We start from the raw sequence: 13,615 nt of genomic DNA on the forward strand, positions 1-13,615 counted from the left end.
CGTCATCCGTCTCCTTCTCGTTACGGAGGAGAGACGATGCGCGCGTGGATGATGTTGCCGCTGCTGCTGGCCGGATGCGGCCAGAAACAGGCGGCCCTGCCCGACGATCCGATCCAGCGCGCGGCGACCTGCGGCGTGATCGCGGCGGCCCAGGCCCGGCAGGCGCGCGGCGTCGATGCCAAGCTGACCATCGAGCAGCAGGGTCATATCCTCCATTACGCGCTGCTTGCGGGCGGCGAGGGCGGCAGTTTCGACCGCACGCGCTCGGCGGCGGTGGTGAACGCGATGCCGCAGCTCGGCGACAAGGTGACGTCCGGCAAATGGGAACCGCTGATCGGCCAGTGCGCCTCGGCCTATCCGGCGACCAGGCCTGTCGATAGCGTCACCCTCCCGTCCGATCCGCTGACCGCCGAGGCCGGCTGCCACGACCTCGCCGATTTCGTGACCACCGCGCTTCGCACTCAGGAAAACAACTTCATCGACAAGATGCGCGCTTATGACGAGGTGCAGCGCAAGCTCGACCAGAAAATGGGCGCCACGCTGAAGGCGAGGGGCCTCAACCAGGCAAAAGCGAACGAAGCCCGCGCCAAGGCCTTTGCCAGCATCGTCACGCTCGGGCCGCCAACCACCGTGCTCGATCAATGCGTGAAGAAATTCGGCTCTTAAATTCGTCACCCCGGACTTGATCCGGGGTCCACCTTCTTCCTAGCGCGGGACAAGAAAGATGGATGCCGGATCAAGTCCGGCATGACGGAGACCGATGAACCCGCTCGCGCCCATCCTGCCCTGGATCGACCTGCTCGGCATCGCCGTGTTCGCTGCCTCGGGTGCGCTGGCAGCGGCGCGGCTGCGGCTGACCATCGTCACTTTCGTGTTCTTCGCGGTCATCACCGGCGTCGGCGGCGGCACGGTGCGCGACCTACTGATCGGCGCGCCCGTTTTCTGGGTTCGCGACGGCCGCGTCGCCGCGGTCTGCCTCGCGACCGCGGCGCTGATCTGGGTCACGCCGCAGCGCTGGTGGAGCGCCCGCGCGCTCGAATGGTTCGATGCCGTCGGCCTCGCGGCCTATGCGGTGTTCGGCGCCGCCAAGTCGCTCGCTTTCGGCGTACCGCCGGTGGTCGCGGTGCTGATGGGCGTGATCACGGCAAGCGCCGGCGGCATGATCCGCGACGTGTTCGCCGGCGAACCGTCGATCCTGCTTCGCCCCGAGCTCTACGTCACCGCCGCGGCGCTCGCCGCCGGCCTGTTCGTGCTGCTGATCTCGCTCGGCCTGGGGGCCGGCATCGCCGCCCCGATCGCCGCGATTACCGGCTTCGCGCTGCGCGCCCTCGCGATCCAGCGCGGCCTCAAGCTGCCTGGCTACCGGCGCTAACGTCATCCTCCCCTTGAAGGGGAGGGGGACCGCCAGCCACAGGCTGGTGGTGGAGGGGTGTCAGCATTCGAGAGTCATTCTCCACCGCCGACACCCCTCCGTCAGCCCTTCGGGCTGCCACCTCCCCTCTCAGGGGAGGATGATCGGTTGGCGTTCGAACGGAGCTATCCCCCGAATGCTTTCGGCTCCGGCGGCGCGCCCGCCGGCGGGTCGGCGAGCTGGAGCTGCCACAGGCCCACATCCACCCACCGGCCCTGTTTCCACCCGACTTCGCGATACACGCCGGCGCGCTTGAAGCCGACCAGCTCGTGCAGCTTGATCGACGCGTCGTTGGGCAGTGAGATCGCCGCGATCGCCTGGGTGAAGCCCTGTTTGCGAAGCGCCTCGATCAGCGCGCGGTAGAGCAACTGCCCGACGCCGCGCCGCTGCGCCCCGTCGGCGACATACACCGTCGTCTCGACCGCCCAGCGATAGGCGCTACGGTCGCGGAACTGGCAGGCATAGGCATAGCCCAGCACCGCGCCGTCCTCGTCCGCCACCAGCCACGGATACCGCCCGGCAAGCTTCGCGATCCGCGCGCACATTTCCTCGCCGTCCGGCGCGGCTTCCTCGAACGAGACGACGCCGCGCGTCACGTGCGGCGCATAGATCGCCGCGATCGCCTCCGCATCGTCGGCATCGGCGACCCGGATACGGATCACCGGGCGAAAAGCCCGATCAGCCAGCGCCCAAGGCTCATGCCCTGCGCGCGCGGCGGCAGCGCTGCGCCGCATTCGAGGCACCGCGCCTGGATCGACGCACCGCTCGCCAGCATCCGCGCATCCTCGATCGCATCCCAGGCCAGCGCCTGCTGCTTCGCCGCGAGCATGGTCAGCATGTCGGCGCCCGGCTCCGACCCGTCTTCGTCCGGCCGTCCCCAGCCGCCGGCCCAGCGCTCCCACCAGCCCGGCTCTTTCTCGAGCCAGGCGATCTCCGGCTTGTCGATCCTGGCGCGCCGCCCGGCTTCGGCGACGGCATCGTTCAGCCCGCCGAACGCGTCGACCAGCCCGAGCTGGCGCGCGCTGCCGCCGTCCCAGACCCGGCCCTGGCCGATCTCGTCGACGCGCGCCGGCGGCAAATGCCGGGCGGCCGAGACCAGTCCGACAAAGCGCCCGTAAATGTCCTCGACGCCGGTCTGCGCCAACTTGTCGAACTCCGGCGAGGTGCCGCCGAACAAGTCCGGCTGCCCGGAATAGGGCGTGGTCTTCACCCCATCGGTCGTGATCCCCGCCTTGGCGAGCGTGCCCTCGAACGTCGGCAGCACGCCGAACACGCCGATCGATCCGGTGATCGTCGTCGGCTCGGCGAAGATGCGATCGCCCGCCGTCGCCACCCAATATCCGCCCGAGGCCGCAACCGATCCCATCGACACGATCACTGGCAGGCCCTTCGCCTTCGCCTCCAGCAACGCCGATCGGATGCGCTCGGACGCCAGCGCCGATCCGCCCGGCGAGTCGATCCGTACCACCAGCGCCTTCAGGTCGCCGCGCGCGAGGCCTTTGCGGATCGCCCGCGCGATCGTCTCGCCGCCGGCCGCGCCCGGCCCGGCATTGCCGTCCTGGATGGTGCCGGCGACGGTCACCACGCCGACATTGCCACCCTTGTATTTGATCGGATGCGCCGCAACCCAGTCGTCGAGCTTGACGGTGCGGAACGTGCCGCTGCGGTTGTCCGCGCCCGCGACCTTGGCCACGCGCGCGCTGAACGCCTCACGCTCGCCCAGCCTGTCGACCAGGCCATAGCCGAGAGCCGCCTGGCTCAGGCTGCCCGCACCCGCCGGATTGGCGACCGCCTGCGCAAGCTGCGCCTTGGGCCGCGCGCTCGCGACATCGTGCTGCCAGCCCTGCCACAGCGCCGTGGCCAGCGCCTCGTTCGCGGCCCTTGCCTCGGGCGACTGGTCGGCGCGGATATAGGGCTCGACCGCCGATTTGAACGCGCCGACGCGATACACGTGCGCGGTCACCCCCAATTTCTCGAGCAGCCCCTTGTAATACATGCGCGATCCGCCCGGCCCGGCAAAGGCGACGCCGCCCATCGGGCTCATCCACACTTCGCTCGCATGCGCGGCCAGCAGATAGCCGTCGTCGGTATAGCCGGTCGCATAGGCATAGACCGGTTTGCCCGCGCGCTTCACCTTGTCGAGCGCTTCGCCCACCGTCTCCAGCGCGACTTGCCCGCCGCCGAGGAAACGGTCGAGGTCCAGCACGACTGCCTTGATGTCGCCGTCGGTGCGCGCCGCGTCGAGCGAGCGCACCACGTCACGCAGCGCCACTTCGCGCGTCACGTTCGCACCGCCTGCCGTGAACGACTCGAACGGCCCGCGCTCCGCCGGCTGCTCGACGATCGAGCCGTTGAGATCGAGCACCAGCGCGCCGGTGCCGACCGGCCGGCTCGGACTCCACGTCAGCGCCGCGTGCAGTGCGAAGAAGAACAGCAGCAAAAGGGCCAGGACGAGCGCGTCCTTGATGCCCACCAGAAGCCGCCAGAACCCGGCCAGAAAACGCATGACGCACCGCCTCGCTATTGTCGCAGGCGACAATCGAGCGCGGCGGCGCGCTTTTCAAGCGTTCAGGCGAAAGATACCCGCCGCCGCGTCCGGGCAGCCGCCCCGGCAAGGCCAAACCCTGCGATCATCAGCGCCCACGCCGCCGGTTCCGGCACTCCCGGCGGTGCCCCGATGGTGGGTCCGACATAGGACAGGTTGCGCGCGCCGACGTGACTGTTGCTCAGGCGCACATAGGCGATATCGGCCGTCGGGCGGGAAAACCCGTAATAGTTGCTCGGCAGGCCGATGCTGTTGCCGTTGTTGTTCAGGTAAGTGAACTCCAGCAGCGCGTTGCTGCTGTCGTAAATGGCGATGTTTGCGGAGTTTGCCGCAGTGAACTCGTTGTCCGTCCAGAACAGCTCTGCAAGGAAACCGGAGGTCGGTGCCGCAAAGCTGATCGTCATCGTCGCATAGCCGTTCGACGCCACGTCATAAGCCGCGTTCACCTCGATGATCGGCGGGGAGCCTGGGGCAATCGTCGCATTGCCCGTCACATAGCCGCCGGTCCATCCGAACAGACTATTGGACTGGTTCGAGCTCCAGCTCACCCCGCCGCCGATCGCGACCGGCCCCGCGCCTGTGAGATTGCTTGCCGGGAGATAGATCGGGTTGGCGCCGGCGAGACTGCCGGAACCGCTGATCGGAGACGCTTGCGCTACAGACGGGACGATCACCGCGAGCATGGCCGCGGCATGTTTGATGGCTTTCATCAGAGCCCCCCCTTTGTCGCCGACTTCAGGACTCACCGCGAGTCGGCGCGGGGAAGGCTATCCTTATTAACCATGTTTGCAACCGGCCCCCAGGCGCGTGTCCCCATATAGGACACGCGCCTGCGCTGCTCGGTCAGGCAAGCAGCAGCTTTCGGCGTCGCGCGGCGCTGCCCACCAAGCCGAACCCGGCGATCATCAGCGCCCAGCTTGCCGGCTCGGGCACCGCCGCGAGCGGATCGATGAAGCGGTTGTCGACCAGCCAGGTGCCGGCGTTGACGGTCACGCCGTCGGGCAGGTTGAAGGCGTCGCTGCCGGTCACGAACTTGAAGCTGCCGCCGAAATCCGTGGCCGCGACTGCCATGCCGCCGGTGCTGGCGCTCGATTGCAGGCGAAGCTGCAGGATGATCGGCGTGTTCAGCGCCACCGTGACGAGCGGCGTCGTCAGCACGGCGTTCGTGGTCGGCCCCAGCGTGCCGTTCACGGCAAACGGGTTCTGCTCGACCGAGAAGCCATCCAGGCTGTTGTTGAAGAAGCGGAAGAAAAAGAACGCCTGGTTGAGCGTCACTGCGCCTTCCACGGAATCGCCGGCCGCGCCCTGGTCCACATGGAAATCCATGATCCCGTGCAGCAACAGGTTGGCGGACACGTCGGCCGTGGTCGCGTTGGGATTGGTCGATGTGAAGATCACCGTGTCCTGGAACCGCGCCTCGCTGCCGATGCCTGTGCCCAGGCTGTTGCCCGTGTGCGAGGACGATTGGGCGAATGCGCCCAGATGGCCGAAGCTGGCGATAGACGTGCCGGCGACCGACCCGACATCGTCGCGGCTGCATCCGATCACGCTCGTGACGGGCTGATCCCCGTCCTGCTTGTCGCTGCACTGCGCGGCGCTGAAGCTCGGCGTGCCGTTCGACGCCACGAAGCTCGGCGCTCCCATGGCCGGAGCAGCCGCGAGCCAGGCCGAAGCCAGAAGCCAGCTGAAACGCATGATACACCTCCCTGTTGAGCGTCGCGGTTGTAACGTCCGTGTAGGGTCCGCTCCCATCGGCCGGACGGGCGAGCCGGATGGCCTAGTCGCTTGGCGGGCAGGGGCTGAGAGCGCATCATGGCGCCATGAGCGACAGGGCGAGCGCGAGGGATGTGCCGACGCAGGCGATCGCGCTCGTCCTGTTCGTGTTCGTCAATTTCTACTTCATCCGGGTCGTCGCGCTCCTACCGCGGCTTAACGCGCTGGTGATGGGCAGCCTGACGATCGCCTTCGCCGCCGTGTGGGCTGCCGTCCTTTTCTGGCGTCTGCTGTCGACGGCGGCGGATCGCGCGCGGATGGTTGCGCAGGATACCGCGATCTTCTGGACCGGGACCGCGCTGTCTTCGCTGTTCTTCTGGCTGGCGATGCCGTTCGCGACCGAGGACCAGCGGATGCTCGCCGTCTTCTTCACCGCCGCGACGGTTGCGCACACCACTTTGGTCACGATCCGCCCGATCGACGCCGGGCCGTTCCGCCGCGCCACGCTGCTGGGGCTGCCGGTCTCGACCGTCGTCTATTTCCTCGTTCACCGCGACGAATACAGCGTCCCGGTCATCCTGTTTTCCCTGGCCAACCTCTATTCGTTTCTGGTGCTGCGCGGCGTCGCCCAGCGCTCACTTGGTCGCGAGCGGGACGCGCGGCGGGAGGCCGAGCAGGCCCGCGACGCGCGCACGCGCTTTCTCGCCGCGGCATCGCACGACTTGCAGCAGCCGCTTCAGGCGGCGCGCCTGTTCTTCGCTCAGACAATGCGGGCGCCCGACGAGCCGCGCCGCCAGGCTGCGATCGGCCACCTCGATCGTGCTTTCGACGCGATGGAGCAATTGCTGACTGGCACGCTCGATCATTTGCGGCTCGAGCGGCAGGAAATCGTCCCCTCGATTGAGCCGGTGTCAGCCGCCGGCCTGATCGCCCGGGTCGTCGAGCGGAGCGAGCCCGCCGCCCGCCTGGACGGCATCGACCTCAGGGCCAGTCCGGCCGGCTTCCGGCTGATGGCCGATCCGGCGCTTGCCGAGCGTGCGCTCGAAAACCTCGTCGCCAACGCGATCCGTCATTCGGGCGGACGGCGCGTGTTGGTCGGCGCGCGGCGGCGGGGAGAGCGCGTGCGGCTCTGGGTCGTCGACGACGGCCGCGGCATCCCCGAGGGAGACCGGTCGATGCTGTTTGACGAGTTCGTGCAAGGCTCGGATCATGGCGACCATATTCGCGGCGGCTTCGGCTTGGGGCTCGCGTCCGTCAGGCGAATGGCGAAGCTGATGGGCGGCGAGGCCGGGCTCGACCCGAAATGGGAAAAGGGCAGCGCCTTCTGGCTTGAACTTCCCGCCGCTTGAGCGGAACCTCTCTCACGTGCGCAACTGCCTGATTTGCGACGACCACGCGCTGATGCGCGACGCCCTGGCCGGCGCGGTCGGCCTTAGCTGGCCGGACGCCGCGGTGACGCTCGCACCGGACTTTCCCTCCGCCTGGGCGGCGGCGGCGGCCGAGCCGCGCGACCTGATCCTCAGCGACCTCACGATGCCTGGCGCCGATCCGCTGGAGGGCGTCCGCCGCTTGCGCGCGCTTGCGCCGGACACGCCCGTTCTGGTCGTCACCGGCAATGAAGACGACGCCTTGCTGCTCGCGCTGTTCGATCTCGGCATCGCCGGCTTCGTGCCGAAGACGGCGAAGGCGGAAGTCATCGAGGCCGCGATCCGCCTGGTGCTGGCCGGCGAGCGCTATCTGCCGCCGCGCCTGCTCGGCCTGATCGGCGGCCGCACCCATTCCGCCTCGACTGTCGCTGTTCCCACTGCGCGGCTGACCGGACGTCAGGCGGAAATCCTCGAACGCATGGCGGCTGGCGAGTCGAACAAGACGATCGCCCGCGCGCTCGATCTGTCGCCGTCGACGGTCAAGACCCACGCTGCCGCCGCCTTCGCCGCGCTGGGGGCCGCCAATCGCACCGAGGCCGTCGTCCGCGCCCGCGCGCTCAAGCTGATCTAGGCGAAAATTGCCGCCCGCCCTGCCTTGACGACTCATGAACGCGGGCACATATCCGCCGCGCTGGCACTCGCTCTTGCTGAGTGCCAACAATATCAATCGGAGGGATTCAACCTATGAACTTTCGTCCTCTGCACGACCGCGTGCTCGTTCGCCGCGTCGAAGCCGAAGAAAAGACGGCCGGCGGCATCATCATCCCCGACACCGCCAAGGAAAAGCCGCAGGAAGGCGAAGTCGTCGCCGCCGGCGCCGGCGCCAAGTCGGAAGACGGCAAGGTCACCCCGCTGGACGTGAAGGCCGGCGACCGCATCCTGTTCGGCAAATGGTCGGGCACCGAGGTCAAGGTTAACGGCGAAGACCTGATCATCATGAAGGAAAGCGACATCCTCGGGATTGTCGGCTGAGCCCTCAACGAATTTCAGAAAAAGGAACTGACACATGGCAGCTAAAGACGTCCGTTTTGCGCGCGACGCTCGCGAGCGCATCCTCCGCGGCGTGGACATCCTCGCCGACGCGGTGAAGGTGACCCTGGGCCCCAAGGGCCGCAACGTCGTCATCGACAAGAGCTTCGGCGCTCCCCGCATCACCAAGGACGGCGTGACCGTCGCCAAGGAAATCGAGCTCAAGGACAAGTTCGAGAACATGGGCGCGCAGATGCTGCGCGAGGTCGCGTCGAAGACGAACGACCTGGCCGGCGACGGCACCACCACGGCGACCGTGCTCGCCCAGGCGATCGTGCGCGAAGGCATGAAGTCGGTCGCGGCCGGCATGAACCCGATGGACCTCAAGCGCGGCATCGATCTCGCCGTTGCGAAGGTCGTCGCGGACCTGCAGGCGCGCTCCAAGCCCGTCGCGGGCAGCCAGGAAATCGCCCAGGTCGGCATCATCTCGGCCAATGGCGACCGTGAAGTCGGCGAGAAGATCGCCGAAGCGATGGAAAAGGTCGGCAAGGAAGGCGTGATCACCGTCGAAGAGGCGAAGGGTCTCGAATTCGAGCTCGACGTCGTCGAAGGCATGCAGTTCGATCGCGGCTACCTCTCGCCCTACTTCATCACCAATCCGGAAAAGATGCAGGTCGAGCTCAACGACCCGTACATCCTGATCCACGAGAAGAAGCTCTCGAACCTGCAGGCGATGCTGCCGATTCTCGAGGCCGTGGTGCAGAGCGGCCGTCCGCTCCTCATCATCGCCGAGGACATCGAAGGGGAGGCGCTGGCGACCCTGGTCGTCAACAAGCTGCGCGGCGGCCTGAAGGTCGCGGCGGTCAAGGCGCCGGGCTTCGGCGATCGCCGCAAGGCGATGCTCGAAGACATCGCGATCCTGACCAAGGGCGAGATGATCTCGGAAGACCTGGGCATCAAGCTTGAGAGCGTCACGCTCGGTATGCTCGGCCAGGCCAAGCGCGTCACCATCGACAAGGACAACACCACGATCGTCGACGGCGCCGGCGAGGCGGATGCCATCAAGGGCCGCACCGAAGCCATCCGTCAGCAGATCGAGAACACCACCAGCGACTACGACCGTGAGAAGCTCCAGGAGCGTCTCGCCAAGCTCGCTGGCGGCGTGGCCGTGATCAAGGTCGGCGGCGCGTCCGAGGTCGAGGTCAAGGAGCGCAAGGACCGTGTCGACGATGCGCTGCACGCGACCCGCGCGGCCGTCGAAGAGGGCATCGTCCCCGGCGGCGGCACCGCGCTCCTCTACGCCACCAAGGCGCTCGAAGGCGTGACCGGTCAGAACGACGACCAGACTCGCGGCGTGGACATCGTCCGCAAGGCGATCACGGCGCCGGTCAAGCAGATCGCGCAGAACGCGGGCGTCGACGGCGCCGTCGTGTCCGGCAACCTGCTCCGCGAAGGCGACGAGACCCAGGGCTTCAACGCTCAGACCGAGCAGTATGAGAACCTGGTCCAGGCTGGCGTGATCGACCCGACCAAGGTCGTCCGCACCGCGCTGCAGGACGCCGCGTCGGTGGCTGGTCTCCTGATCACCACCGAGGCGACCATTGCAGAGCTGCCGCAGGACGACAAGGCTCCGGCCGGCATGCCCGGCGGCGGCATGGGCGGAATGGGCGGAATGGATTTCTGATTTCGCACCGGCGCAGCGCAGCAGCGCTGCGCCGGAGACGAAATCAGAACGGCCGGCCTCGCTCCGCGAGGACCGACGGCGCGGATTCACTCCGCGCCCTGTTCCGAAGCACAAAGAAAAGGGCCGGAGAGCGCGACTCTCCGGCCCTTTTCTTGTGCCTGGCCCGCCAACCCGCACGATTTTGTCATCGGCTTGGAGATGTAGAAGAAGCTCGTGCGTTATTCGAAACGGCGTCGCGGTATGCCGTTGCGCGAACAACTCCATACCGGACAGGGCGGGAATGAAGGGCAACAGGGAACTAAAGGATCAGGATTATGCTGCGCTGGCGAAGTTCCGCCATCTGATCCGCGCGTTTCAGGCATTCAGCGAGCAACGCGCGGCCGAGCATGGGCTGAAGCCGCAGCAGCACCAGGCGCTGCTCGCCATTCGCGGCGCCGGCGATGCGCCGGTCACGATCGGTTATGTCGCAGAGCGGCTGGTGATCAAGCCGCACAGCGCCTCGGGCCTGATCGACCGGCTGGAAGCGCTCGAGCTGGTCGTCCGCCAAACCTCCCCCGGCGACGGCCGCCAGTCCATTCTCGCGCTCACTCCAAAGGCCCGCGACATCCTCGCGCAACTCTCCGCCACCCACCGCGAGGAAATCACGCGGGTGAGGCCGATGCTGCTGGACTCGCTGAAGGCGTTCTAGGGGCCTAGCCGCCGACCGGCATTTCCAGCGAGAACCGCAGCCCTTCCGGCTCGAACTCGATCACCGATCGGGCGTCGAGCTCGTAAGGCAGCAGCCGCGTCAGCAGCTCCATGCCAAAGCCTTCCCGCTCCGGCCGGGTCGCCGACCCGTTGCCGCCATGCTCCTGCCAGACGAGGTGCAGCCGGTCGCCCTTCTCGCCGTCGAGGCGCCACGAAACGTCCACCCCGCGGCCGTTCGATTTCAGTCCGCCATGCTTCACTGCGTTGGTGGCCAGCTCGTGAAAGGCGAGGCTCAGCGATTCCGCTGCCTTGTGCGTCAGCTCGACGGGCGGGCCGTCGATCGAGAATTGCTCGCCCTGCTTCATCGCGTCCGCCAGCATTTCGTCCTCGATCAGGCTGGACAGGCTGATGCTCGCCTCGGGCGCGCGGGTCACGGCCGCCTGCACGCGGGCAAAGGCGTCCAGCCGCCCGATCAGATGCTCCGCCATGTCCACGACCGTCGCCGAGCTTTCCGCAGTCCGGTTGGTGATCGACTTTACCACTGCCAGCGTGTTGCGGACCCGGTGCTGCAGCTCGGCGAGCAGCACGCGCAGCCGCGCCTCGCTTTCGCGCAGCGCCGATTCCGCCCTCACCGTGCCGGTCACGTCCAGGAAGGTCAGCACCGCGCCCGCGATGAAATTGTCGACGCTGCGATAGGGGTGGACGCGGGCGATATAATGGCCGCCCTCGCGCGAAGTGACTTCGCGTTCGACCGTGCCGAGCTTGGTCAGCACCTTGCGCACGTCCTCGCTCAGCTCGGGGTAGGGCACGCGCGAACCGAGATGCTCGATCGGCCGGCCGACATCGGTGTCGAGCAGGTGAAACACGTCGGTCGCCGCCGGGGTGAAGCTGCGCACCCGCAGCTCGTTGTCGAGGAAGATCGTCGCGATCTGCGTCGATTCCAGCAGGTTCTTAAGGTCGCTGTTGGCGCGGGCCAGGTCGGCGACGCGGTGCCCCAGCTCGGCATTCACCGTCTGCAGCTCCTCGTTGACCGATTGCAGCTCTTCCTTCGACGTCTCCAGCTCCTCGTTGGCGGACTGCAGCTCCTCGTTGATCGACTGATATTCTTCGTTCGAGCTTTTCAGCTCCTCGTTGGTCGATTCCAGCTCCTCGATCGTCGCCTGCAGCCGTTCCTTGGTCAGCCTCAGCTCGGCTTCCAGCCGCTCGACATGCTCGTCGCTCTGGCCGCCCATCGTCGCCGGCGATTCGGGCAACGGGCCGGCGTTCTGGAACACGACCATGATCGCGGTCAGGTCGCCATTCTCGACGATCGGCTCGACGATCATCTTGACGAGCGCGCTGTCGCCATTGTCGCGCATCGGCACCGGCGGGGTTTCGATGCGGCGCATTTCCTCGCCGGCGCGGTGGATGGCGCTGCGCAGGTCGAGCCGCAGGTCGCGGTGAACCAGGTTCAGCAGGTTGAGCGTCGCCGCCCCGGTCGCGGGCTCCAGATAGCCGCCCGTCCGCCCGGAAAAGTGCAGCACTTCCTGGTCGCGGTCGATGACGACATAGGCCGGCGCATAGCGTTCCGCGACTTGCGCCGCGCGGCGCCCGATGCCGTGCGCCAGTCCGGCCGGCCGCAGCGGCGTCGGCGCCTTGTCCGCGATGATGTCGCGCCTGCCAGCCCGCGCCGATAGCGGGAATTCGGGCAACACTCGGATCGCCGTCTCGACGCGCCGGAACAGCCGGTTCCGGCGATCGACCGGCGCGAACAATTTCTGGTGCCGCGTCACGTTCTCGGACGAGCCCAGGAATAGGATGCCGCCGGGCCGCAGCGAGAAATGGAAGATCGGGATCACCCGGTCCTGCAGCTCGGAGTTCAGATAGATCAGCAGGTTGCGGCACGAAAGCAGGTCGATCCGTGAAAACGGCGCGTCCTTGATCAGGTTGTGCGGCGAGAAAATGCACATCTCGCGCAGTTCCTTGACCACGCAATAGGTGTCGCCTTCCTTGATGAACCAGCGTGCCAGCCGCTCGGGGCTGACATGCTCGGCGATCGTGCTGGCATAGCGGCCCGCACGCGCGGCGCCGAGCGCCCGCGCGTCGAGATCGGTCGCGAAAATCTGGACGTGCGGCGGATTGTCCAGCGTGCCGATATATTCGGCCAGCAGGATCGCGATCGAATAGGCTTCCTCGCCCGTCGCGCAGCCGAGCACCCAGACCCGGAATTGATCGTCATTGCCCTTGGCTTCGAACAGCTTCGGCAATTCGCGCTGCAGCGCCTCGAACTCGGCGGGATCGCGGAAGAATTGCGTGACGCCGATCAGCAGGTCCTGGAAGAGGTGCTGCACCTCCTCGCGGTCCTTCTTGAGCTGGCCGATATAGGCTTCGATCGTCGCGACCTGCACCACCTGCATCCGCCGCTGCACCCGGCGCAGGAAGGTGTTGGTCTTGTACCCGTGGAAGTCGTTGCCGGTGACGTTGCGCAATATGTTCGCGATCTGCGTCAACTGGCCGGCGACAGCCTCGGGAACGTCGGCGCCGGCGTCCGACGTGCCGATGGTCTCCAGGCCCCGGATGTAAAGCGCGATCTGCGCCGGGATCTGCTCGATCGGCAGCAGCAGGTCGACGATACCCGCCGGGGTGGCTGCGCCCTGCGCCGCGGCTTCCGCCTCGCCATTCACCGATTCGGCGATCGAAAGTCCGCCGAAATTCTTGGTCGCGGTCACGCCCGCCGTGCCTTCCGATCCCAGGCCGGTCAGGATGACGGCCACGGCCCGGTCCTGGGCATGTTCGGCAATCGACATCAGCATCGTGTCGACCGTGCCGCGATGGCCGATCGGCTGCTCCGCCACGCGCGTGCGGATATGCCCGTCGGTGATGGTGATCAGGTCGTCGCGGCCGCCGACATAGACATGGCCCGGCTCCAATTTCTCGCCATCGCTCGCCACCTTGATCGGCAGCTTCGTGTGCCGCTGCAGCGCGCCGATGATGGTCTCGACCGTCGGGCCGTCCTGCTGACGAATGGCGATCACATAGGCGGCACCCAGGCCATCCACGCCGGCAAACAACTCCTCCAGCGAGCGCAGCGAGGCCGATCCCACGCCCACGCCGACAACGGCGATCGGCTCGGTTGGCTGCTCGTCCTTCCGGCGCTTCGCCGGCTTGTCTGATTGTCCGTTTCTGGCCACTGGTTCTTC

12 protein-coding genes are annotated in these 13,615 nt (G+C 67.2%); 7 read left to right on the forward strand and 5 right to left on the reverse strand.

What is annotated here, in order from left to right; translation table 11 throughout:
* Window positions 1-36: 36 nt before the first annotated feature.
* Both ACFSCW_RS14715 and ACFSCW_RS14720 read left to right on the forward strand, forming a co-directional pair.
* Window positions 37-666, forward strand: coding sequence for a hypothetical protein (locus tag ACFSCW_RS14715; RefSeq protein WP_380890760.1), 630 nt, complete (start codon window positions 37-39; stop codon window positions 664-666).
* Between the two features lie 94 nt (window positions 667-760).
* Window positions 761-1,372, forward strand: coding sequence for a trimeric intracellular cation channel family protein (locus tag ACFSCW_RS14720; protein WP_380890762.1), 612 nt, complete (start codon window positions 761-763; stop codon window positions 1,370-1,372).
* A 164-nt stretch (window positions 1,373-1,536) separates the two neighbouring features.
* Here the strand turns inward: ACFSCW_RS14720 and ACFSCW_RS14725 are convergent, their stop codons facing one another.
* The 4 genes from ACFSCW_RS14725 to ACFSCW_RS14740 all read right to left on the reverse strand — a co-directional run bounded on the left by ACFSCW_RS14725 (window position 1,537) and on the right by ACFSCW_RS14740 (window position 5,651).
* Window positions 1,537-2,073 carry an arsinothricin resistance N-acetyltransferase ArsN1 family B gene (locus ACFSCW_RS14725; RefSeq protein ID WP_380890765.1) on the reverse strand — a complete coding sequence of 179 codons (537 nt, stop codon included), beginning with the start codon at window positions 2,071-2,073 and terminating at the stop codon, window positions 1,537-1,539.
* Window positions 2,070-3,917 (reverse strand): signal peptide peptidase SppA, encoded by a 1,848-nt coding sequence (gene sppA, locus ACFSCW_RS14730; RefSeq protein ID WP_380890767.1) that lies wholly within the window; start codon window positions 3,915-3,917, stop codon window positions 2,070-2,072. The genes ACFSCW_RS14725 and sppA overlap by 4 nt, the downstream gene beginning before the upstream one ends.
* 62 nt (window positions 3,918-3,979) lie before the next feature.
* Complete coding sequence (locus ACFSCW_RS14735) at window positions 3,980-4,666, reverse strand: PEPxxWA-CTERM sorting domain-containing protein (protein ID WP_380890769.1); 687 nt, start codon at window positions 4,664-4,666, stop codon at window positions 3,980-3,982.
* A gap of 133 nt (window positions 4,667-4,799) precedes the next feature.
* Window positions 4,800-5,651: a PEPxxWA-CTERM sorting domain-containing protein gene (locus tag ACFSCW_RS14740; RefSeq protein WP_380890771.1), complete on the reverse strand. Its 852-nt coding sequence runs from the start codon at window positions 5,649-5,651 to the stop codon at window positions 4,800-4,802.
* Window positions 5,652-5,776: 125 nt separating this feature from the next.
* On the opposite strand from ACFSCW_RS14740, the gene ACFSCW_RS14745 reads away from it, so the two are divergent.
* From ACFSCW_RS14745 to ACFSCW_RS14765, 5 genes are all read left to right on the forward strand, one after another.
* Window positions 5,777-7,018, forward strand: coding sequence for a sensor histidine kinase (locus tag ACFSCW_RS14745; protein ID WP_380890773.1), 1,242 nt, complete (start codon window positions 5,777-5,779; stop codon window positions 7,016-7,018).
* Window positions 7,019-7,034: 16 nt separating this feature from the next.
* Window positions 7,035-7,667 carry a response regulator gene (locus tag ACFSCW_RS14750; protein ID WP_380890776.1) on the forward strand — a complete coding sequence of 211 codons (633 nt, stop codon included), beginning with the start codon at window positions 7,035-7,037 and terminating at the stop codon, window positions 7,665-7,667.
* 113 nt (window positions 7,668-7,780) lie between these two features.
* Window positions 7,781-8,068, forward strand: a complete 288-nt coding sequence (gene groES, locus ACFSCW_RS14755; protein ID WP_046348322.1) for a co-chaperone GroES — start codon at window positions 7,781-7,783, stop codon at window positions 8,066-8,068.
* A 34-nt stretch (window positions 8,069-8,102) separates the two neighbouring features.
* Window positions 8,103-9,749: a chaperonin GroEL gene (groL, locus tag ACFSCW_RS14760; protein ID WP_380890779.1), complete on the forward strand. Its 1,647-nt coding sequence runs from the start codon at window positions 8,103-8,105 to the stop codon at window positions 9,747-9,749.
* A 280-nt stretch (window positions 9,750-10,029) separates the two neighbouring features.
* A complete protein-coding gene (locus tag ACFSCW_RS14765; protein WP_380890782.1) occupies window positions 10,030-10,437 on the forward strand; it encodes a MarR family winged helix-turn-helix transcriptional regulator in 408 nt (135 codons plus the stop codon).
* 4 nt (window positions 10,438-10,441) lie between these two features.
* Here ACFSCW_RS14765 and ACFSCW_RS14770 read toward each other — a convergent pair whose 3' ends face one another.
* Complete coding sequence (locus tag ACFSCW_RS14770) at window positions 10,442-13,606, reverse strand: CheR family methyltransferase (RefSeq protein ID WP_380890784.1); 3,165 nt, start codon at window positions 13,604-13,606, stop codon at window positions 10,442-10,444.
* Window positions 13,607-13,615: the final 9 nt, after the last annotated feature.

The sequence above is a fragment of the Sphingomonas tabacisoli genome (assembly GCF_042678385.1).
Taxonomy (GTDB): Bacteria; Pseudomonadota; Alphaproteobacteria; order Sphingomonadales; family Sphingomonadaceae; genus Sphingomonas_B; species Sphingomonas_B tabacisoli.